Raw genomic sequence first — 21,170 nt, forward strand, 5'->3', positions numbered from 1 at the left:
CGCTCGGCAAACACCCGGCAAACGCTAGGTGTGCAGCCAGTCGGGGAACGCGTCGCGTCGTTCGCTCTCCTCGTCTGCGTGGACCTCGTTGTAGGCGAGGCGAGAGTGGTCGTCGAGCCGCAGGAACCGTGTCGCAACACCAGACATACCCCGCAACAAGTACCGCGGCCCGCTGCTGGGAACCGCATTCGTCCACACCGTCGTCGACGACCACTCCCGCGTCGCCTACGCCGAGATCCGCAACGACGAGACAGCCGACACCGCTGTCGATGTCCTGCACCGCGCGGTGGCCTGGTTCGCCGCCCGCGGCGTGACCATCGAGCGGGTCCTGACCGACAACGGCTCGGCCTACCGCTCCCGGCACTGGAACCGGGCCTGCACCGAACTCGGCATCACACCGAAGAAGACCCGGCCCTACCGGCCACAGACGAACGGCAAGGTCGAGCGCTTCCACCGCACCCTGGCCGACGGCTGGGCCCTCGGACGCTTCTACTCAAGCGAATCAGCCCGCCGCAAAGCCCTGTCAGCCTGGCTCCATCACTACAATCACCACCGCCCCACACCGCAACCGGCGGCAAACCGCCCGTCACCAGGTTGACCAATGTCCCTGGGCAGTACACCTAGGCCAACCGCCCCTCAGACGCCCCCGACCGCCGTGAGCAGCGCCAACGGGGCCGAGGCCGAACGGGATTCACGTACGCACGCGTGCGGGTACGGGACCGGCTCCGGGTGGGTGTCGCGGCCGTAGCCCGCGAGGACCTCGGGGAGCCGGTTGCCGGTCGCGGTCGCCGCGTCGACCAGGCCGCGGGCGATCGCGCGGGCCTCGTCGTGCAGTCCGTAGCGGGCCAGGCCCAGCGCGATCAGCGCGTTGTCGTGCGGCCAGACCGAACCGCGGTGGTAGGAGAGCGGGTGGAAGGCCGGCTGGCCGGCGGCCAGGGTGCGCACGCCCCAGCCGGAGAAGAAGTCCGGTTCGAGGAGGCGCCGGCCGACCTGTTCGCCGTACTCCTTGTCCAGCAGGCCCGACCACAGCAGATGCCCGGCGTCGGAGGCCAGGGCGTCGACCTGGTCGCCCCGGCCGTCGAGCGCGAGCGCCGGGAAGGAGTGCTCTTCCATCCAGAAGTCCCGCTGGAAACGGTCGCGCAGGTCACCGGCCGCCTGTTCCAGCAGGTCCGCGTACGTCCCGTCCTGCCACACCGTGCGCGCGAGCCACGCCGTGCGGCGCAGCGCGTCGTAAGCGTAGCCCTGGGCGCCCGCGGCCGTCACCGGCCCGTGGGGGCGGGTCCCCTCGGCGGAGCAGATGGCGCCGGGGGAGTCCTTCCAGTTCTGGTTGGCGAGGCCGCCCTGGTCGGCGCGGTAGACGAGGTAGCCGCGCGAGGTAAGGCCGCCGTGGTCCAGCATCCAGCCGACCGCGGCGCGGGCGTGGGGCTCCAGGCGGCGGGCCAGGCCGGTGTCGCCGGTCTGCTCCGCGTAGGCGCCGAGGAGGACGAGGAACAGCGGCGTGGCGTCGACCGAGCCGTAGTAGCGGCCGTAGGGGACCTGGCCGAAGTGGGCCAGTTCGCCGTGCCGCACCTCGTGGACGATCTTTCCCGGCTGGGCGACCTGGCTCGCGCCGGTGTCCGTGGCCTGGGCCGCGGCGAGCGCGGGCAGGGTGGCGGCGGCCAGCCGGGGCCGGTAGGGCAGTGCGAACAGCGACGTGAGCAGGGCGTCCCGGCCCAGCAGCGTCAGGAACCAGGGGGCGCCGGCCGCCGGGACGCGCAGTTCCTCGCCGTCCGGTCCCTTCGCCGGGACCTGGAGCGCGGCGAGGTCGGCGAGACCCCGGGAGCAGGCCGCGGCCAGGTCCGGCCAGCCGGTCGGGAAGGCCAGGCCCTCCACGAACTCGCCCTCCCGGGCCAGCAGTCGCTCCCTCACGGCGGCCGGGGAGCGGGGTACGCGCAGGGCCCGCTTCTCGCCGTGCGGGCGTGCCATGACCCGCAGGACCAGCTCGGCGGTGCCGTGCGGGGCGAGCTCCAGGGTCCACACCAGGCGGCGGGCGCCGGTGCCGGTCTCCTCCACGGCGTCCGGCTGGGGCTCGGCCGTCACGGTCGTACACGAGCGCCACTCGCCGCGCCGGTAGGTGAACTCCACGCCGTGGCCGAGGACCTGGCGGGAGCGGACGGCACCGGCCTTGGCGTAGGTGCGGTGGTCGGAGCGCAGCTCGAACTGGTCGGTGAAGTCGGCGTCGGCGGTGACCGCGAGGCGGACCGTCGTCGGCGCCGGGCGGTTGCTGGTGATGCGCAGCGACTCCACGAAGGAGGCGTCGCCGACGGCCTGTTCGCGGAAGAGGGTGTAGGCGGGCGGCTCGTTGCGGCCGCCGCGCGGGACGAGGACGCAGCGCGCGGTGTCCGCGTCGGCCACCGGCGTCAGCGTCTCGGGCACGGCTCCGTCCACGGTGAGCTGCCACCGGCTGAGATGCCGTGCGTCCCGTACGAACATGCCGTCCGGGGCGCTGCCGCCCCGGTAGCCGCTGATGTCGCCGCGGTCGCCGACGGCGGCGAACGTCCCGCCGTGCACTAGCAGATGATGCCGGTCCGTCATCGGGTGTTCCCTTCGTGGATACCCCGGTCTTCAGCCCGGGGAGGAAACGCTGCTTCTGCGGAGCAGGGCAGGGCGTGTAACCGCCACTGGCGACACCCGCCACTCACACGGGAGCTGATAGAATGTGAGGTGTGATGCAGCAGGTCAAGCGGGCGTTCAAGTACCGCTTTTACCCCACGGACGGGCAGGCAGCTTAGCTGTCGCGCACGTTCGGCTGTGTCCGTCTCGTGTACAACAAGGCGCTGGAGGAGCGCACGAGGGCCTGGTACGGCGAGCAGCGCCGCATCTCCTACGTGCAGTCGTCCGCCGCGCTGACGGAGTGGAAGAAGACCGAGGAACTCGCCTTCCTCTCGGAGGTGTCCTCCGTCCCGCTCCAGCAGGCGCTGCGTCATCTTCAGACGGCGTTCGGGAACTTCTTCGCCAAGCGCGCCAAGTACCCGCGCTACAAGTCGCGGAAGAAGTCCCGGGGGTCGGCCGAGTACACCCGCAGCGCCTTCAAGTGGTGCGACGGGCAGCTCACGCTGGCGAAGATGAGCGAGCCCCTGGACATCCGCTGGTCGCGCCCTCTGTCTGAGGGGGCGGAGCCAACGACGGTGACAGTGTCCCGTGACAGCGCGGGCCGCTGGTTCGTCTCGATGCTCGTGGAGGACACCATCACCCCGGCCCCCGCCACCACAGCGGCGATCGGCCTGGACGCCGGGATCACCTCCCTGGTGACCCTGTCCACCGGGGAGAAGATCGCCAACCCGAAGCATGAGCGCCGCGACCGCGCCCGCCTCGCGAAGGCACAGCCGGAACTCTCCCGGAAGGCGAAGGGTTCCGCGAACCGGGAGAAGGCCCGCCGCCGCGTGGCCCGCATCCATGCCCGGATCGCCGACCGGCGCCGGGACTTCTTGCACAAACTGACCACTCGGCTCGTCCGTGAGAACCAAACGGTCGTGATCGAGGACCTCACCGTCCGCAACCTGCTGAAGAACGGCAAGTTCGCGCGCGCCATCTCCGACGCGGCCTGGACGGACCTCCGCATGATGCTGGAGTACAAGTGCGCCTGGTACAGGCGCGAACTCGTCGTGATCGACCGATGGTTCCCCAGCAGCAAGCTGTGCGGAACCTGCGGCACGGTCCGCGAGAAGCTGCCGCTCAATGTCCGGGAGTGGACGTGCGACTGCGGCACCGTGCATGACCGCGACGTGAACGCGGCGCACAACATCCTGGCCGCCGGGCTGGCGGCGTCTGCCTGTGGAGACGGTGTAAGACCTCAACGGGAGTCCTCCCGGACGGGGCGGTCGTCGGTGAAGCAGGAAACCCAGCGGGCGACCGCTGGAATCCCCCGCCTTCAGGCGGGGGAGGAAGTCAACCCCGGTCCCCTCCCTTGATCGCCGTGACGCCGTTTCCGCCCCCTGCGGGCCGGTCGTGCAGCAGGTCGAGCGTGAGCGCGGCGGTCCAGCCGAAGCCGGTGGTGCCGCAGGCCTGTGCCGTGTACGGGTCGACGTACTCCGCGAAGCCGGAGGCGTCGGCGGTGTGCAGGATGCCCTTGCGCAGGGCGTCGGCCCGGCCGCGCTCGCCGTGCAGCCGCAGGCCGCCCTCCAGGAGCCAGTTGGTGTTGATCCAGGCCGGGCCGCGCCAGTAGCGGTGCGGGTCGAAGGCCTCGCCGAGCAGGTCGTAGCTGGGCACCAGGCGGGTCGTGCCGCCGAGGCCGAAATGCGGGCCGCACATCGTGCGGACCAGGGTGGCCGCGAGGTCGCGGGGCAGGGTCGGCAGCAGCAGGGGGATCAGCCCGGAGACACCGCGCTCGGGGATCAGCTCCCCGGCGCGCACGTCCCGGCACAGGAACATCCCCGCGGCCGGCTCCCACAGCCGCTCCACCAGGGCGGCGGTGAGCCGCTCGGCGCGGGCCTGCCGGGCCGTCGAAGCCGCGCCCAGCTCGTGGGCGATCCGGGCCAGGGCGTACTCGGAGGCGATGAGCAGCGCGTTGAACGCCGGGTCCTCCACGGCGAACTCCCCTGCCCCGTCGGCGTATCCGCGGTCCCGGTAGTCGCTCGCCAGCCGCACGTACCGCCCGTAGTCCAGATCCGTCGGACGGTCCTCGGGGGAGCCGTGGTCGAGGTCGGCGCGGCGGAAGGAGCGGGCCGGGGCCGGGGTGACCCGGGAGAGCGGACGGTCCCAGCAGGGGCTGTTGTCCATACCCTGTTCCCAGGGGTGCACGACGGAGACGAGACCGCCCTCGCCCAGGTCGCGCCGGTGCAGCAGATATCGGTGCCAGGCCGCGAGGCGGGGATACATCCGGGTGAGGAAGCCGTGGGCCCGCGACAGATCCGGGTCGGCCAGGTGCACCAGCCACGCGGCCAGCGCGTGGACCGGTGGTTGCACGATCCCGGAGGTCTGTACGGTGCGCGGGGCGCCCGCGGCCCGCCCCGCGGTCGAGGAGCGCCAGAAGTCGGGGCTCGGGAAGTACGCGTCGAGGGGGACGGAGGGGTTGAAGACGATGTGGGGGATCCGCCCGTCCGCCCACTGGGCCGCCAGCAGCGTGGCCAGTTCCGTCTGGGCGCGTAACGGCGAGACGTGCCGCAGGCCGATCGCGATGAACGCCGAGTCCCACGACCACTGGTGCGGATACAGGCTGCGCGAGGGCACGGTGGACGAGCCGGTCCAGCCGGCCTCCAGCACGGCGGCGGCCCTGACGTGCAGGGGCGGCGCGGTACCGGGCGCCGTACGGGACGGATCGTATGCAACGGTGCGTCCCGCGGGGCGGGGGGCGCGTTGGGCGGTGCGGTCCACTCGGGGCTCTCCGAAAAGACGTCCGGCCGGCCGGTTCGGCTGCGGCTACCGTGGGGTTACGTCTATTTAACACGCAAAACCCACTATGTAAGGCAAGGTTGAGAAACACAAGGGGGTGTGCATGACCGGACAGCCCGGAAGAACGGGACGAGGTGCCGGCCAGGCGAGCGCCGGCGAACTGCTCGAACTGGTGCGCAGTCGCCGCGCCGTGACCCGGGGTGCCCTGCAGCAGGCGACCGGACTGTCCCGGGCCACCGTCGGGCAGCGGCTCGACCGGCTGTTCCGCGCGGGCTGGCTGCGCGAGGGCGCCGGGGGGCCGGTGGACTCCCCGCTGGGCGGACGCCCCTCCATCACCCTGGAGTTCGACGACGAGCACGCGGTCGTCCTGGCCGCCGACCTCGACACCCGGCACGCGCGGGCGGCCGTGCTGTCGCTGAGCGGCGAGATCCTCGCCGAGCACTCCGGCACCCTGGCCGTCGAGGACGGGCCGGACGCCGTGCTCGGCGAACTCGGCCGCTGGTTCGCCGAACTGCTGGAGAAGGCGGGCTGCCCGGCCGAGTCGGTGTGCGGTGTCGGGCTCGCGGTGCCCGGCCCGGTCGACACCGAGACCGGCCGCGTCGTCCAGCCGCCGATCATGCCCGGCTGGGACGGCTACGGCATAAGGGGCCGGCTGGCCCGGGCGCTCACCGAGCACACCGGCGCCGCCGCCGTGCCCGTGCTGGTGGACAACGACGCCAACCTCATGGCGTACGGCGAACAGCGCACCGGCTATCCCGACTGCTCCGCCTTCGTGCTGGTCAAGGTCTCCACCGGCATCGGCGCCGGGGTCGTGGTGGACGGTTCGGTGTTCCGGGGCATCGACGGGGGCGCCGGGGACATCGGGCACATCCGGGTGCCGGAGGGCGCCCAGGCGCTGTGCCGGTGCGGTTCGTACGGCTGTCTGGCCGCCGTCGCGAGCGGTGGGGCGGTGGCGCGGCGGCTGGCGGAGGCCGGGGTGCCGGCGGCCTCCGGCTCGGATGTGCGGGACCTGCTGGCGTCCGGGCACCCCGAGGCGGTCGGTCTCGCCCGGGAGGCCGGGCGCCGGGTCGGGGACGTACTGGCGACCGTCGTGACCCTGCTGAACCCCGGCGTGCTGATGATCGCCGGGGATCTGGCCGGAACTCCCTTCCTGACAGGTGTGCGCGAACTGCTCTACCAGCGGGCGCTGCCCCGCTCCACGGCCCACCTGGACGTGGTGACCTCACGGCTGGGTGAGCGGGCGGGGCTGGTGGGAGCGGGTGCGATGGTCGTGGAGCATCTGTACGCCCCCGAGCGGGTCGAGGAGCGGCTGCGGGCGCTCGGCGTGTGACAGGGACATTTCGACCCCGAGACGCGTCCGCATGGTGAAATCCGGCTGGCTGTGGCAGCGTGATTCTCGCCACCCCTGATAAGGGTTGCGCTCAGATGAGCGGATCATGAGCGGCTGCACTTCTCCAAAGAGTGGCACTGAGTGCCACCCTTTGATCGTTCATCGAGCGAACTCAGGCGCGCCGAACGCCGCTCAGACGAGCGCTCAGAGCGCTCAATGGAGATTCATGCGTTCAAGAAGTGAAGACATGCGGCTGTGATTGCTTGCCAAGCCTTGACTTTCGATCCGCTGGCGGACGAGTGGTTACAGGCGCATGACGCGCGCATGGACGTACCCAGAAGCCTTTGATCTGGGTATGTTCCTCGCCGTCAGGGCAGCCACCGCGTCCTCGAGGAGTCGAGACCCGTGTCGGAAAACAAAGATCCCCACGTAGCTCAGCACGGCAAGAGCGTTGAGGGCGTGAAGTTCGTTTACGACTTCACCGAGGGCAACAAGGACCTCAAGGACCTCCTCGGTGGCAAGGGCGCGAACCTCGCCGAGATGACGAACCTGGGCCTTCCGGTCCCGCCCGGTTTCACGATCACCACCGAGGCGTGCAAGGTCTACCTCGACAGCGGCGAGGAGCCGGCGGCACTGCGTGACGAGGTGAGTGCGCACCTCGACGCCCTCGAGGCCCGTATGGGCAAGAAGCTCGGCCAGGCGGACGACCCGCTGCTGGTGTCGGTGCGCTCGGGTGCCAAGTTCTCCATGCCCGGCATGATGGACACCGTCCTCAACATCGGCCTCTCCGACAAGTCGGTGCAGGGCCTCGCCAAGCAGGCCGGCGACGACCGCTTCGCCTGGGACTCCTACCGCCGCCTCATCCAGATGTTCGGCAAGACCGTCCTCGGCGTCGACGGGGAGCTCTTCGAGGACGCGCTGGAGGCGGCGAAGGCGGCCAAGAAGGTCACGGTCGACACCGAGCTGGAGGCGGCCGACCTCAAGAAGCTCGTCACCAAGTTCAAGAAGATCGTCAAGACCGAGGCCGGCCGGGACTTCCCGCAGAGCCCGCGCGAGCAGATGGACCTCGCCATCCACGCGGTCTTCGACTCCTGGAACACCGACCGGGCCAAGCTCTACCGCCGCCAGGAGCGCATCCCGCACGACCTGGGCACGGCCGTCAACGTCTGCTCCATGGTCTTCGGCAACCTCGGCCCCGACTCCGGCACCGGCGTCGCCTTCACCCGCGACCCGGCCTCCGGCCACCAGGGCGTCTACGGCGACTACCTGCAGAACGCGCAGGGCGAGGACGTGGTCGCCGGCATCCGCAACACCGTGCCGCTGGCCGATCTGGAGCGGATCGACAAGAAGTCGTACGACCAGCTGATGCAGATCATGGAGACGCTGGAGAACCACTACAAGGATCTCTGCGACATCGAGTTCACCATCGAGCGCGGTGTGCTGTGGATGCTCCAGACCCGCGTCGGCAAGCGCACCGCGGGCGCGGCCTTCCGCATCGCGACCCAGCTGGTGGACCAGGGCCTGATCGACGAGGCCGAGGCGCTCACCCGCGTCAACGGCGCCCAGCTCGCGCAGCTGATGTTCCCGCGCTTCGACGAGGACGCGAAGGTCTCGCAGGTCGGCCGGGGCATCGCGGCCTCGCCGGGCGCGGCGGTCGGCAAGGCGGTCTTCGACTCCTACACCGCGGTGAAGTGGTCCCGCTCCGGCGAGAAGGTCATCCTGATCCGCCGCGAGACCAACCCCGACGACCTGGACGGCATGATCGCCGCCGAGGGCATCCTGACCTCGCGCGGCGGCAAGACCTCCCACGCGGCCGTCGTCGCGCGCGGCATGGGCAAGACCTGTGTCTGCGGCGCCGAGGAGCTGGAGGTCGACACCAAGCGCCGCCGGATGACCGTCCCGGGCGGGCACGTCGTCGAGGAGGGCGACGTCGTCTCCATCGACGGCTCCTCGGGCAAGGTCTACCTCGGTGAGGTGCCGGTCGTGCCCTCGCCGGTCGTGGAGTACTTCGAGGGCCGGATGCACCCGGGTGCCGACGACGCCGACGAGTTGGTCGAGGCCGTCCACCGGATGATGGCCTTCGCCGACCGCAAGCGCCGGCTGCGCGTGCGCGCCAACGCGGACAACGCCGAGGACGCGCTGCGGGCCCGCCGCTTCGGCGCCCAGGGCATCGGCCTGTGCCGCACCGAGCACATGTTCCTCGGCGACCGGCGCGAGCTGGTGGAGCGGCTGATCCTGGCCGACACCCAGACCGAGCGCGAGGAGTCCCTCAAGGAGCTGCTCCCGCTCCAGAAGCAGGACTTCGTCCAGCTCTTCGAGTCGATGGACGGCCTCCCGGTCACCATCCGCCTCCTCGACCCGCCGCTGCACGAGTTCCTCCCGGACATCACCGAGCTGTCCGTCCGTGTGGCCCTCGCCGAGTCCCGCCAGGAGCCGCACGAGAACGAACTGCGCCTGCTCCAGGCCGTGCACCGGCTGCACGAGCAGAACCCGATGCTGGGTCTGCGCGGGGTCCGTCTCGGCCTGGTCATCCCCGGCCTGTTCACCATGCAGGTCCGGGCGATCGCCGAGGCCGCGGCCGAGCGCAAGGCCGCCAAGGGCGACCCGCGCGCCGAGATCATGATCCCGCTCGTCGGCACGGTCCAGGAGCTGGAGATCGTGCGCGAGGAGGCCGACAAGGTCATCGCCGAGGTGGAGGCGGCCTCGGGCGCGCGGCTCAAGCTGTCCATCGGCACGATGATCGAGCTGCCGCGGGCCGCCCTGACCGCCGGTCAGATCGCCGAAGCCGCAGAGTTCTTCTCCTTCGGCACGAACGACCTGACGCAGACGGTGTGGGGCTTCAGCCGGGACGACGTGGAGGCCTCGTTCTTCACGGCGTACCTGGAGAAGGGCATCTTCGGCGTCTCCCCGTTCGAGACGATCGACAGGGACGGTGTCGGCTCCCTGGTGAAACTCGCCGCCAAGGCCGGCCGCGAGACCCGCCCCGACCTCAAGCTCGGTGTCTGCGGCGAGCACGGCGGCGACCCGGAGTCGGTCCACTTCTTCCACGAGGTCGGACTCGACTACGTCTCCTGCTCCCCGTTCCGCATCCCGGTGGCCCGTCTGGAGGCCGGCCGGGCGGCGGTCCGGTCCGAGGGCAGCGACCACCGGTAGGCCCATGGCCGGTGGCCCGTGCGGGGCCACTCAGGACCCGGAGCCGTCGTCGGTCCCCGACCCTCACCGATCGCGGCGGCTCCGGTGCACGGAGAAGAGCGGGGGCGGCACCTTGTGCGGAGGTGCCGCCCCCGTTTCTCGCACGTATGCGGGTATGCCGCCCTATTGGGGCAGGCCTTCCCGCAGGCATACGGCCGTGCCGGTCAGCGCGGCGGTGTGCAGGGCCGTCAGGGTCGGCAACTGGTTCGTCAGTGGAGTGGACTCCAGGTCGCTCAGGGCGAACAGGCCGTCGTCGTCGTGCTCCGCGCTGCGCCTGACGGACAGCTCGGTCGGGAGACGGCCGCCGTGGAAGTAGAAGTCGATCACCGGGCCCGTGCCGTTCACGTCGGCCCGGTGGTCGTAGCCGATGAGGCGGGGATCCCGGTCGAGGAGGATGCCGGTCTCCTCGTAGAGCTCCCGGCGCGCGGCACCGAGGGGGTCCTCTCCGTGGTCGAGCATGCCGCCCGGCAGCCCCCAGAGCCCGGCAGCGGGCTGGCACCCGGCGTAGCGCAGCAGCAGGATCCGGTCCTCGGCGTCGAGGAGCAGGACGCAGGACGCGACGATGGTCTGCGGCAGCGTCTTGACCCACTCGGCGCGCGGCAGCACGGGGTGTGCGTCGGGGGCGGGCACGGTCGTGTCCACGGTGATGTTCCTTCCGTCGGCCGGGCAGCCCGTACGAGCTGCCCAACCGGAGGAACGGCCGGACGCACCGATGGTCACCGGCCGGCCGGGTCACGTGTCGCAGGCGACCCCGTCGTTGTCACGGTCCAGGTGGGAGGCGTACCCGGGTTCGCCACGACTGATGGGCGCGGCGCCTGCGGCACGGACGGCACTGCAGTTGGCGTAGTAGACGTCCGTGTCGCCGGAACCGCTGCCGCCGGAACCGCTGCCGCCGGAGCCGCTGTCGTCGGAGCCGCCGCCCGCCGCCGGCCGGGCGGTGACGGTGGTGGTGGCCCTGACGGTCTTCGTGGCGGTGACCGTGGGGGCGGGTTCCGGCTTCTTCGCGAGCGGTGTCGCGGTGGTCGTCGCCGTCGCGGTGACCGTGACGGTCGGCTGCGGCTTCGCGGCCGCGGGCTTCGCGTCGGTGGTGGTCTCCCCGCCGCCGGCGCCGATTCCGGCGCCGATGAAGAGGGCCAGGCCGAGCGCGGGCAGTACGTAGCGCTTACGGGCCCAGCGGGGCGCCGGCCGCCCGGACCCCGGCATGGGCGGCGGGGCAGGGTACGGGTTGTTGTGCGGGCCGGTGTGCGGATTGGCCATGGTCATCCCCCCAGAGGTGGTACGTGAGGGGATGACCGTAGGACCACGCGGCCCTGGATGAGGGAGAGGTGACCATTTTGTGATGGTCACGTGAAGGCGGGCGGTGTGGCTACGAGCGGAACGGGCCCGTCACCTCGTACGTGATGCCGCCCGAGGAGCTGCCGGTGGTGCCGCGCTGGCTGGAGAAGTACAGGCGCGTACCGTCCGGGGAGAACGCCGGGCCCGTGATCTCCGAGCCCGACTGGCCGTCGATGCGCAGGAACGAGGCGACCACGTCGTCCGGGGTGATGACGCAGATATCCATGGTGCCGCCGTCCTCGGCGACGAAGAGGTCACCGGAGGTGGCGCCGGTGATGTTGTCGACGCCGGTGAGGGGGGCCGTGCCGTTGACGAGGGAGTCGTCGTAGGCCAGTTCGTACGTGTTGTTCAGCAGGTTGAGCTGCCAGACGCGGTTGTCGCCCTTGGTCGTGAACCAGACGGTGTCGTTCGCGTAGTGGCAGCCCTCGCCGCCGTTGAAGGACTTCGAGCCGGAGACCTGGGAGCGGGTGGCGGTGGGGGAGCCGTCCGGGTCGGGGACGTCCCTCCAGGTGAAGGAGCCGCTCGTGGCGCTGCCCGCGACCATCACCTGGAGCTTGCCGGACGACAGGTTGCCCCAGGTCGTCGGGACGAAGCGGTAGAAGCGGCCGTTGGTCTCGTCCTCGGTCAGGTAGATCACCTTGCGCACCGGGTCCGCGGCCGCCGCCTCGTGCTTGAAGCGGCCCATCGCCGGACGCTGCACCGCCGCGCTCGTGCCCCACGGGTCGGTCTCGTAGACGTAGCCGAGGGACACCTCCTCGCAGGACAGCCAGGTGTTCCACGGCGTCTTGCCGCCCGCGCAGTTCTGGCGGGTGCCGGACAGGATGCGGTACGCGCTCGTGATCGCGCCGGTGGAGGAGAACTTCACCGCGCTCGCGCCGCCCGAGGGATTGATCTCGGAGTTGGAGACATAGATCCAGCCCGTGCCGTCGGCGTAACAGGCGCCGCCGTCCGGGGCGTTGTGCCAGGTGTACGAGGTGCTCCCGACCCGCTGGCCGGAGCGGGCGATCACGCGGCTGGTGAAGCCGCTGGGGAGTCTGATGCCGTTGGCGTCCGGGGAGCCCAGCGCCCCGTAGGGGCCGGTGCCGGGCTGGGCCGGGGCCGCGTAGGCGGCGCCGCGCCACAGGGTTCCGCCCAACGCGGCCGAAGTGCCGCCGATGACGGCCGCACGCAGCAGGCTACGACGTTCCACTCTCACTCCAAGAGGTGCCGTACCGCCCTGCCGACGGTCGCCGGCAGGGTTGTGCGTGGGGGGAGGCGGAAGGAACGCTATGGGGGCAGTGTTGACGGGGCGTGGACAACTCGTGGCCGCGGGGCGGCGTGCTGGGTGCCGCCTGTGGGCCCGCCTCGCGATGCCGTCCGTGTGTCCGGCGATGCCGCTCGCGCGTTCTCACGCGGGCAGCGCCGGTGCCTCCCGTCTCGGCCTTCTCGACCGGTCGCCGCCCGGTCCGGGCCCCTCGACCGGCGGGCGCACGGACGGGAGGCGGATCACCACGTCCAGGCCGCCCGTGGCCGCCGCGTGCAGGGTCGCCTCGCCGCCGCTGGCATGGGCCAGCCGCTGCACCAGGGCGAGGCCGAGGCCCGTGCCGCCCTTGGGAGCGCCCGGGGCGCGCCAGAAGCGGTCGAAGGCGCGGGCGCGTTGCTCCTCCGTCATGCCCGGGCCCTCGTCGGTGACGTGCAGGTCGACCCAGCGGGGGCGGCTGTCCCGCAGGGCCCGGCGGGACGGGGCGTGCAGGCGCAGCTCGATGGTGACGGTGCTGCCGGCCGGGGACGCCCGCAGAGCGTTGGAGAGCAGGTTGTCCATGATCTGCTCGACGGCTCCCGGCACCGCGAGCACCGGGCCCACGCTCCCCGCGAAGAGCACGAGGGAGACGTCGTCCCGCGCGAACAGGGGCTGCCAGGTGCGGTGCCGTTCCGTGCAGACCGCGCCCAGGTCGACGGTGGCGGGGATGGCCGCGTGCTCCTCCAGCCGGGCCATCGCCAGCAGGTGCTCGACCATCCGGGCGAGCCGGTCCGTCTCCGTGACGGCGGCCGTGAGGCTGCCCCGGGCCCGGGCGGCGATGTCCGGCTCCAGGTTCTCCAGGCGCAGCCGCAGCGCCGCCAGCGGCGTCTTCAGCTGGTGCGAGGCCTCGCCCGCGAACGCCCGCTGGGAGGCGAGCAGATGGGCGAACCGGGCCGCGGTGTGGTTGAACGCGGCGGCCAGACTGCGGACTTCCGGCGGGCCCTTCGTGATCGTCACCGGGGTGAACCGGCCGCCGCCCTCGGCCAGCTCGTGTGTGGCGTTCTCCAGTTGGCGAATGGGGCGGCCAGCCCACCGGGCGAAGGCGAAGCCGACCACGGTGACCGCCGTCAGCACGGCGAAGCCGCCCAGGGCGAGCAGCAGCCACACGTGGTGGACGCGCTCGTGCACCATGCGCGTGGGCACCGTCAGCCACACCGCGCCCACCGGCCGCGCCTCCTGGCCGACCGGCGCCGCCACCGACAGGTACTCGACGCCGCCGATGGTGGAGGTGCGGACGTCCACCGTCGAGGTGCCCCGCAGTGCCGCCGCGATGCCCGGCCGAGCGGCCAGATTGCCGGACATCGCGGGGTCCGTCGGGTGGGAGGTGGCGAGTGACGCGCCCGAGGCGTCGACGATCACCACCTTCCCGCCGATGCGCTGCGCGCAGTGCGCCACCCGCGTGGGCAGATCCCGCTCCGCCCGCCCCGCCGCGAGGGACAGCGCGGCGTACGCGGAGACCGACTCGGCCTCGTCCTTCGCCGCGTTGACCACCCGCTCCCGCTCCCCGCGCGAGTAGACGAAGCCCAGCGGGATCTCCAGGCAGAGCAGCACCAGCGCGGCGAGGCTGAGGTAGCTGAGCAGCAGCCGCCGGGTCACGGAGAGGCCACCTGCGGGGCGTTCGGCCCGGTGTGCACGGACAGCCGGAAACCGACGCCGCGAAGCGTCCGGATCCACGCCGGATGCCCCAACTTGCGGCGCAGCGCGGCCACATGGACGTCCAGCGTCTTGGTCGGGCCGTCGTAGTGCGGGTCCCAGACGCGGTCCAGGATCTGCTGGCGTGAGTAGACCGCCCCCGGATCCTCGCTGAGGAGCGCCAGCAGGTCGAACTCCTTGGGGGTGAGCGGGACGGGGACCTCGCCGACCCAGACCTGGCGGGTGCGGCGGTCCACCACGAGCGGGCCCGGGTCGTGCGGGGGGTCGGGGGCGGGGTCGTACGAGGCTGCCGCGGGAGCTTCGTAGGACATGGCCGGGGCCGGTTCGTACGGGGGCGGCGGTGCGGGGGTGGGGTCGTACGAGGGCCGTGGCTGCTGTTGCTGCGGCCGTGTATCGGGGGTGCCCGGTGTGCCCGGTGCCTCGGGAAACGCCTGGTGGGTGCGTTGCGTGCGCCGGGTCACCGCCCGGACCCGGGCCACAAGCTCCCGTACGCTGAAAGGTTTCGCCAGGTAGTCGTCGGCGCCCAGTTCCAGGCCCAGTACGCGGTCGGCCTCCTCGCCGCGTGCGCTGAGGATGACGATGGGGACGTCCGAGACCTGCCGGATGCGCCGGCAGACGTCGATGCCGTCCATGTCCGGCAGCCCCAGGTCGAGCAGGACGACGTCGTTGTACGGGCCTCTCAGTCCGTCCGTGCCCGTGGCGACATGATCGACCGTCAGTCCGAAGTGGCCGAGGCCTTCGGTGAGCGGCTCGGCGATCGTCTCGTCGTCCTCGATGAGCAGCACTCGTATGCCCATACGTCCTGTCTCTCCGTGAGCCGGCATGAATCCGGGCAGCGCGAATTCCCATTCTCTGCCCTGGAGTTCACACGCTACAAGATGACCGTTGGTAAGGGTATGCCGACAAAGAATGTTCAATTCCTGGCCGGGCTCTGGAGTTCGCTTAACCTTCCGCTGTAGGTCGGCCGTCTACGGTGTGGTGCAGAGTAAGAAACACCAGTTCAGGAGGCGGAGTTGAAGACACTGCTCGATCGGGCCCGCACGTTCAGGACGCGCGTCGATTTTGACAGCGGCGAATACCGGAAACTGGCTGAAGGGCAATATCCGGAGGTGTTGTTCATCACCTGCTCGGATTCTCGGGTCATACCCGCACTGATCACCGGTGCGCGCCCCGGTGAGATATTCGAGCTGCGCAACGCGGGCAATATCGTGCCGCCCTACGGGCGGCCCGGGGCCTCAGGCGAGGCGGCCACCATCGAGTACGCACTGGAGGTGCTCGGGGTTCAGGACATCGTGGTGTGCGGTCACTCACACTGCGGTGCGATGGGCGCGCTGAAGTCCGGCGACGACCTGTCCGGACTGCCCGGCGTGGACGCCTGGCTCCGCATCGCCCGCCCGGAGCTGACCTCCGTACTGGAGACCGCGCCGGACGACCCGTCACTGCCGGAGGTGTCCCAGGGCAACGTCGTCAACCAGCTGGCCGCACTGCGGAGTTACCCGGTCGTACGGCAACGGCTCGACTCGGGCCGGCTGCGGCTGCACGGCTGGTACTACGAGGTTGACACGGGGTTCGTCTACGAACGCGGCGACGACGGCACGTTCCAGGTGCATGCCGCATGAGCGGGGCGCATGCGCGGGGACGGGCACGGGGTGCTGCCGCACAGGGTGGCCGGGCGGCCGGCCCGGGGGGAGGGATGGCGGACCGGGGGTCGGCTGGGGTCGAGGGGGGTGTCTCGGACTGGGGGGCCAGTGGTCCGGGGCAGGACACGGGGGGCTGGCGGTCGGGCGGGTCCGCGGAGAGCGTCGCTGACTGGGGCGCGAGCGGTCCAGCGGGGGGTGTCGCGGACTGGGGGTCCGGTGATCCGGGGCAGGACACGGGGAGTTGGCGCTCGGCTGGGTCAGCGGAGGCCGCTGCGGGCTGGGGTTCGAGCAGCCCCGGGGAGGACACGGGGAGTTGGCGGTCTGCCGGCCCTGCTGAGGCCATTTCTGGCTGGAGGCCGGGCGGTTCGGCCGGGGATCCTCCGGGCTGGGGGCCCGGTAGCCCCGGGGAGGGCACGGGGAGCTGGCGGTCCGCCGGGTCTGCGGACGCCGTCGCGGACTGGGGGGCGGGCGGTCGTTCCGAGGGTGGCGGCGGCGGATGGTCGGGTGACTCCGCAGGGGGTGCTGCCGCAGATTGGCGGGCCGGTGTGCTGGGCGGGCCGCCGGGAGGCGCGGCGGGGGAGCCCGGGGGCCGTCCGGCGGGTGGGCCTCCCGGAGGTCCGGCACGGGGCGGTCCTGCCCAAGGCCCGGCAGGGCGTGGCTCTGCCGCGGGTCAGGCAGAGCGTGCCGGCGAAGGTGTGCTGGGCGGGCTCGTCCGCAAGGTGACGGGTGGCGGGCAGGGGATGGGCGGCAAGGCCGGGGGCAAGGGACATCTCGCCACCGACGTCACCGCCTCGCTCGTCGTCTTCCTCGTCGCGCTGCCGCTGTGCATCGGTGTGGCCGTCGCCTCGGGGGTTCCGGCCGAGCTCGGGATCATCTCCGGGGTGATCGGCGGCCTGGTCGTCGGCGCGGTCAAGGGCAGTACGCTCCAGGTCAGCGGGCCGGCCGCCGGGCTCGCCGCACTCGTCGCGGAGACCGTCGCCGACGTCGGCGTGGCCATGCTCGGCGTGATCGTGCTGTTCTCCGGCATCCTGCAGATCGTCCTGGGGCTGGTGAAACTGGGCCGGATGTTCCAGGCCACCTCGGTCGCCGTCGTCCAGGGCATGCTGGCCGGCATCGGCGTGCCGCTGATGTTCAGCCAGGTCTATCCGATGGCCGACGCCAAGGCCCCCGGCACGGCGATCGAGAACATGGCCGGGATCCCCGGGCTGCTGGCCGGCATCCTGACGAACCCGCAGGCGATGATCGCCACCCTGCTCGGCATCGTCACGATCGTGCTCAGCTTCGTGTGGAAGAAGGTGCCGGGGCCGGCCGGGAAGATCCCGGCCGCGCTGGTCGCCGTCGGCATCGGCATGGTGGTCGCCTCGCTGCCCGGCGTGGACGTCAAGACGCTCCAGGTGGGCAACCTGCTCGCGTCCGTGAACCTGCCGGGAGCGACGCAGTTCGCCGCGCTCACCGACGGGGCGATCATCACCGCCATCCTCACCTTCACGGTCATCGCGTCCGCCGAGAGCCTGTTCACGGCCGCCGCCGTGGACCGTATGCACAGCGGCCCGCGCACCCGCTACAACACCGAGCTGATCGCCCAGGGCGCCGGCAACACCGTCGCGGGCATCCTCGGCGCACTCCCGATCACCGCGGTCGTGGCCCGCAGTTCGGCGAACGTCCAGGCCGGGGCCAAGACCCGGCTCTCCCGCACGCTGCACGGCCTGTGGCTGCTCGCGTTCGCGCTGCTGCTGCCGCAGGTGCTCGCGCTGATCCCGATCTCGGTGCTCGCCGGTGTCCTCGTGCACAGCGGCTGGAAGCTGTTCGCGCCCGCCGAGTTCCCGAAGATGTGGCGGCAGGACCGGGGCGAGTTCGCGGTGATGACGCTGACCACGCTGGTCATCGTGGCGACCGCGCTGCTGGAGGGCGTGCTGTTCGGTGTCGCCGCGGGGATCGTGCTGGCCGCGCTGCGCATGTCGCAGACCGTGATCCGCCAGCACCTGGAGGAGGACACGGCCAAGGTCGTCATGGCCGGCAACGCCACGTTCCTGCGCCTGCCGAAGGTGATCGAGGCGCTGGAGGCGGCCGCCGCGTCCGGAAAGCCGAGGATCCGGCTGGACCTGACCGGCGTGACCCACCTGGACCACGCCTGCCGCAACCAGGTCGAGGAGTTCACCGCCCAGCAGCGCGGACTGGGGCTCCGGGTGGAACTGCTGATGCCCGGGGAGGCCAAGCAGGCCGAGCCGGCCGGTTCCCGCACCGCCGCGCCCGTCGGGGAAGCCCCGGCTACGGCGCCGCTGCCCAGGCGCCCGGTCACCGCCATGGGGGAGGAGCCGGCCGGAGCGGGGGAGGCGTCGCCCTGGCCCACCGCCGACGCCGAGTGGTTCTACCTCGACACGCGGCCCCTGCCGGAGGAGCAGTCGCGCTCACCCCTCGTGGGCTGACGCCCCGCGCAGGACACGCCGCGGTGGCGTGCACGCCCGAGCAGGCGTGCACGCCACCGCGTTCCCGCTGACCGGGTGGGTCAGCCGCAGCTGCCCGAGATCCACTTGTGGGAGCGGACCTTGTACGTACCGGCCAGGTTGCCGCCGTGCTGCTGCCGGGTGCAGCCCACACGGTCGGTGTAGTTGGCGCCCTTGTAGTAGGCGACGCCGCTGTAGTCGCCGGTGCCGGCGTTCCACACCGACTTCACGTTGGTCGTGGCGGCCCAGGAACACTTGATGGCGCCGTTCTGCCAGTCGGGGTCGGCCGCGTCCCACGCGCACTTGCTGCCCGTGAAGTTGGCGCCGGTCCAGAAGCAGATGTCCCCGGTCGCGCAGTTCACCGCGGAGGGGGCGGCCGGTGCCGCCGTGGCGGAGGTGGGAACGGTCAGGACGGTGGCGACGGCGGCGCTGACCGCGAGAGCCGCGAACAGCGGCTTGGTGCGGTGGGGACGGCGTACGGAAAGGCGCATGGGCCTGGTCTCCTCGAAAGGTCGTGGGCCGGTCGTTCGGACGGCCCGACGCTGGCAAGGCACGACGTGGCCGGGCAAGGACGGCGGGGCCGGCTGGGATGCCGGGACGGGTGGGACGCCGGTCAACTGGCCCGTTCCGGAACCGTTGGGACGGCCATGGGACGCCTTTGGTGGCACAGTGGCGGTCCGAGACGCCCGACCAGCGTCCGTGGGGGTATCCGAGGGGGGAACCCGATGTCCGTATGCCCGGAAACGGAACGGTTCGCCGCGCTGTTGCGTGCGCTGAAGAGCCGGTCCGGGATGAGTTACGAGGCACTCGCCAGGAAGTCCGGCCTCGCCGGTTCGACACTGCACCGCTACTGCCGGGGCACGTCGGTGCCGCAGGACTACGGCAATGTCCACCGGCTGGCCACGGTCTGCGGCGCGACCCCGGAGGAGCTCCGCACCCTGCACCGCTTGTGGGCCCTGGCGGACGCGGCGAGAACCGCGGCGGCCGGGGCCGAGGAAGAGGCGGCGGCAGCGGAAGCGAGGCAGGAAGCCCGACAGGAAGCGGAACAGGCGGAAGAGGCGAAAGAAGCGGAAGACGAGGAAGAAGAGAAAGCGGAACCGGGGGGAGAGGGGCAAGCGGTCCCTGACATCGCCGGGGAGCCGGACCCCGAACCGGCCCCCCGGCCCGCCCCCCGGCTCGCCGGCCGGTCGCGCCGGCGCCGCCTTCGCACCTCCGTCGTCACCGCCGCGATCCTCGCGGCCCTCAGCGTCTCCGCCTGGGCGCTCTACAGCGCCCGGACGCCGTCCGGCAGCGGCGGTGGCGGGCGCGGTTCCGGTGACGAGCGGCCGTTGTTCTCGGCAAACTGCCCACCCGTGATCGCCATGGGCGAGCACGACGAGTGCGTGAAGGAGGTGCAGCGCCTGTTGCACGCCAAGGGCGCGGACATCGGCGTCGACGGGAGCTTCGGGCCGCAGACCCTGCGCCGCGTCACCGCCTTCCAGGTGCTCGCCGGGATCCAGCCCAACGGCGTCGTCGAGGAAGCCACCAAGAAGGCGCTGTACGCCTCGAGGGTCCGGATGAGCGTGTGGTCGCAGGAGAAGGTGCGGCAGCGGGTCCGTGAGGTGTTCCCCGAGGTACCGGACAAGGCGGTGGCCATCGCCGACTGCCAGTCCTTCCTCGACCCGCTGCACATCCTCCCCAACACCAACGGGACCCGGAACTGGGGCCTGTTCCAGATCTCCGACGCCCGGCTGCGCGAACTGGGCGGTACCCCGCGTCAGGCCCTGGACCCGGAGTGGAACATCCAGGCCGCGCGCCGGCTGTGGAGCCGGGACCGCGACTTCGGCGACTGGCCGCACTGCGCACGAGCCGCCGAAGCCACACCGCTCACAGCGACACGGCGACCGCGTTGAACGTCGTCTCCGGCGTCTGCGGGCTGGTGAAGCGGGCGTTGACAAGGTAGAGCCGGTTGCCGAAGCGGGCGGCGGTGGTGGGGACGTCGAAGCGGGGGTCGGTGATCGTCCTGCGCAGGGTCGCCGTGGTGGCGTTCCGGTCGAGGTCCCAGACAGTGATCTTGTTCAGGCGGTTCTGGACGACGTACAGGGTGCGGCCGAGACGCACCAGGCCGTCGCCGTTGGTCACGTCGCTCGCGCCCACCAGCGCGACCCTGGTGGCGTGACCGGTCCGGATGCCGACGTTGTACAACCGGCCCGCGTTGACGACGATCAGGCCGCGTCCGTCGGGGGTGGCGACCAGGCCGTTGGCGCTGTTGGTCCCGGCCGGCGCCTGTACCCACTCGCCGGTGAGCGGGAGGGCGCGGACCTCGTCCTCGCGGCCGCGCGGGACGCCGTAGAGGATCGCGGCGCGGGAGTCGGTGAACCAGGCGCGGTCCCGGTGCAGGACGACGTCGTTGATGAAGGGGGCGGCGTCCTGGGTGAGCTGGTACGTGGTGAGCAGCTCGCCGCTGCGCGCGTCGACGACCTTCGCGGTCCCTCCGGCGCCGCCCGCCACGTACAGCAGGCCGTCGCCGTCCAGCTTCAGACCGATCGACGCGAGGCCGGTGGCGCCCTCGTGCAGGACACCGCCCTCGCCGGTGCGCAGGTCGGTGCGGTAGATCGCGCCGTCGGCACGCGAGCCCATGTACGCGTACGGCCTGCTCCCTGTGGTGATCCCCTCGGGGAGCCACCCGTCGGGCAGCGGGAACTCGCTCGGCCAGGCGGCGGCCCCGGGAGCGGCCTGCGCCGTGCCGGTGCCGGCGACCGCGAGCGCGGCGACGGCCCCGCCGAGCACGGTCCGCCGGGACGGCTGGAAGTGGTTCCGAGTCATGATCGCGCCTCCGTGGGAGGGAAGGTGGGGGTGTGCCTCGATGAAACGCGAAGTACCCCGTGAACCGAACCCGGTTGGCGAACTCGACAGGAACCCGACAGAAGAAGCAGAGGAAACAGAAG

General features: G+C 71.7%; 15 protein-coding genes and 2 pseudogenes. 7 read left to right on the top strand and 10 right to left on the bottom strand.

Annotation, left to right across the window (positions count from 1 at the left end; translation table 11 throughout):
* Positions 1-24: 24 nt before the first annotated feature.
* Positions 25-147, bottom strand: coding sequence for a hypothetical protein (locus tag OG542_RS27550; protein ID WP_328414167.1), 123 nt, complete (start codon positions 145-147; stop codon positions 25-27).
* Between OG542_RS27550 and OG542_RS27555 the strand changes: the two are divergent.
* Positions 122-624: pseudogene (locus OG542_RS27555) on the top strand (integrase core domain-containing protein); the annotation flags it as partial. The gene OG542_RS27550 and the pseudogene OG542_RS27555 sit on opposite strands and share 26 nt — an antisense overlap.
* Before the next feature lie 12 nt (positions 625-636).
* Here the strand turns inward: OG542_RS27555 and OG542_RS27560 are convergent.
* Positions 637-2,574 (bottom strand): amylo-alpha-1,6-glucosidase, encoded by a 1,938-nt coding sequence (locus tag OG542_RS27560; protein ID WP_328414169.1) that lies wholly within the window; start codon positions 2,572-2,574, stop codon positions 637-639.
* Positions 2,575-2,705: 131 nt separating this feature from the next.
* On the opposite strand from OG542_RS27560, the pseudogene OG542_RS27565 reads away from it, so the two are divergent.
* A pseudogene (locus OG542_RS27565) lies at positions 2,706-3,950 on the top strand (RNA-guided endonuclease InsQ/TnpB family protein).
* Here OG542_RS27565 and OG542_RS27570 read toward each other — a convergent pair.
* On the bottom strand, positions 3,928-5,352 hold the full coding sequence (locus OG542_RS27570; RefSeq protein ID WP_328414171.1) for an MGH1-like glycoside hydrolase domain-containing protein: 1,425 nt from the start codon (positions 5,350-5,352) through the stop codon (positions 3,928-3,930). The pseudogene OG542_RS27565 and the gene OG542_RS27570 overlap by 23 nt on opposite strands.
* 121 nt (positions 5,353-5,473) lie before the next feature.
* On the opposite strand from OG542_RS27570, the gene OG542_RS27575 reads away from it, so the two are divergent.
* Together OG542_RS27575 and ppdK are read left to right on the top strand one after the other, a co-directional pair.
* Positions 5,474-6,700, top strand: coding sequence for an ROK family transcriptional regulator (locus OG542_RS27575; protein ID WP_328414173.1), 1,227 nt, complete (start codon positions 5,474-5,476; stop codon positions 6,698-6,700).
* 405 nt (positions 6,701-7,105) lie between these two features.
* Positions 7,106-9,853, top strand: a complete 2,748-nt coding sequence (gene ppdK, locus OG542_RS27580; RefSeq protein ID WP_408057797.1) for a pyruvate, phosphate dikinase — start codon at positions 7,106-7,108, stop codon at positions 9,851-9,853.
* 162 nt (positions 9,854-10,015) lie between these two features.
* Here the strand turns inward: ppdK and OG542_RS27585 are convergent, their stop codons facing one another.
* The 5 genes from OG542_RS27585 to OG542_RS27605 all read right to left on the bottom strand — a co-directional run bounded on the left by OG542_RS27585 (position 10,016) and on the right by OG542_RS27605 (position 14,956).
* Positions 10,016-10,534: an NUDIX hydrolase gene (locus OG542_RS27585; protein ID WP_328414177.1), complete on the bottom strand. Its 519-nt coding sequence runs from the start codon at positions 10,532-10,534 to the stop codon at positions 10,016-10,018.
* Positions 10,535-10,624: 90 nt separating this feature from the next.
* Complete coding sequence (locus OG542_RS27590; protein ID WP_328414179.1) at positions 10,625-11,149, bottom strand: excalibur calcium-binding domain-containing protein; 525 nt, start codon at positions 11,147-11,149, stop codon at positions 10,625-10,627.
* 109 nt (positions 11,150-11,258) lie between these two features.
* Complete coding sequence (locus OG542_RS27595; RefSeq protein WP_328414181.1) at positions 11,259-12,416, bottom strand: alkaline phosphatase PhoX; 1,158 nt, start codon at positions 12,414-12,416, stop codon at positions 11,259-11,261.
* Between the two features lie 198 nt (positions 12,417-12,614).
* Positions 12,615-14,102, bottom strand: coding sequence for a sensor histidine kinase (locus tag OG542_RS27600; protein ID WP_311125580.1), 1,488 nt, complete (start codon positions 14,100-14,102; stop codon positions 12,615-12,617).
* A complete protein-coding gene (locus OG542_RS27605; RefSeq protein ID WP_328414183.1) occupies positions 14,099-14,956 on the bottom strand; it encodes a response regulator transcription factor in 858 nt (285 codons plus the stop codon). The genes OG542_RS27600 and OG542_RS27605 overlap by 4 nt, the downstream gene beginning before the upstream one ends.
* Positions 14,957-15,172: 216 nt before the next feature.
* Between OG542_RS27605 and OG542_RS27610 the strand changes: the two genes are divergently transcribed.
* Positions 15,173-15,778 (top strand): carbonic anhydrase, encoded by a 606-nt coding sequence (locus OG542_RS27610; RefSeq protein WP_328414185.1) that lies wholly within the window; start codon positions 15,173-15,175, stop codon positions 15,776-15,778.
* A 761-nt stretch (positions 15,779-16,539) separates the two neighbouring features.
* Positions 16,540-18,225, top strand: a complete 1,686-nt coding sequence (locus OG542_RS27615) for a SulP family inorganic anion transporter (RefSeq protein WP_328418140.1) — start codon at positions 16,540-16,542, stop codon at positions 18,223-18,225.
* 80 nt (positions 18,226-18,305) lie between these two features.
* On the opposite strand, the gene OG542_RS27620 is transcribed toward OG542_RS27615, so the two are convergent.
* Positions 18,306-18,734 carry a peptidase inhibitor family I36 protein gene (locus OG542_RS27620; RefSeq protein ID WP_261684141.1) on the bottom strand — a complete coding sequence of 143 codons (429 nt, stop codon included), beginning with the start codon at positions 18,732-18,734 and terminating at the stop codon, positions 18,306-18,308.
* A 234-nt stretch (positions 18,735-18,968) separates the two neighbouring features.
* On the opposite strand from OG542_RS27620, the gene OG542_RS27625 reads away from it, so the two are divergent.
* Positions 18,969-20,135: a helix-turn-helix domain-containing protein gene (locus tag OG542_RS27625; RefSeq protein ID WP_328414187.1), complete on the top strand. Its 1,167-nt coding sequence runs from the start codon at positions 18,969-18,971 to the stop codon at positions 20,133-20,135.
* Here OG542_RS27625 and OG542_RS27630 read toward each other — a convergent pair.
* A complete protein-coding gene (locus tag OG542_RS27630) occupies positions 20,110-21,048 on the bottom strand; it encodes an SMP-30/gluconolactonase/LRE family protein (protein ID WP_328414189.1) in 939 nt (312 codons plus the stop codon). The genes OG542_RS27625 and OG542_RS27630 overlap by 26 nt on opposite strands.
* Positions 21,049-21,170: the final 122 nt, after the last annotated feature.

This window comes from Streptomyces violaceus, assembly GCF_036014075.1.
Lineage (GTDB): Bacteria > Actinomycetota > Actinomycetes > Streptomycetales > Streptomycetaceae > Streptomyces > Streptomyces violaceus.

Excerpts from the sequence above, each read along its gene's own strand:
- OG542_RS27550 (WP_328414167.1), bottom strand. The coding sequence starts at position 147 with ATGTCTGGTGTTGCGACACGGTTCCTGCGGCTCGACGACCACTCTCGC.
- OG542_RS27560 (WP_328414169.1), bottom strand. The coding sequence starts at position 2,574 with ATGACGGACCGGCATCATCTGCTAGTGCACGGCGGGACGTTCGCCGCC.
- OG542_RS27575 (WP_328414173.1), top strand. The coding sequence starts at position 5,474 with ATGACCGGACAGCCCGGAAGAACGGGACGAGGTGCCGGCCAGGCGAGC.
- OG542_RS27590 (WP_328414179.1), bottom strand. The coding sequence starts at position 11,149 with ATGGCCAATCCGCACACCGGCCCGCACAACAACCCGTACCCTGCCCCG.
- OG542_RS27605 (WP_328414183.1), bottom strand. The coding sequence starts at position 14,956 with ATGGGCATACGAGTGCTGCTCATCGAGGACGACGAGACGATCGCCGAG.
- OG542_RS27615 (WP_328418140.1), top strand. The coding sequence starts at position 16,540 with ATGGGCGGCAAGGCCGGGGGCAAGGGACATCTCGCCACCGACGTCACC.
- OG542_RS27620 (WP_261684141.1), bottom strand. The coding sequence starts at position 18,734 with ATGCGCCTTTCCGTACGCCGTCCCCACCGCACCAAGCCGCTGTTCGCG.
- OG542_RS27625 (WP_328414187.1), top strand. The coding sequence starts at position 18,969 with ATGTCCGTATGCCCGGAAACGGAACGGTTCGCCGCGCTGTTGCGTGCG.
- OG542_RS27630 (WP_328414189.1), bottom strand. The coding sequence starts at position 21,048 with ATGACTCGGAACCACTTCCAGCCGTCCCGGCGGACCGTGCTCGGCGGG.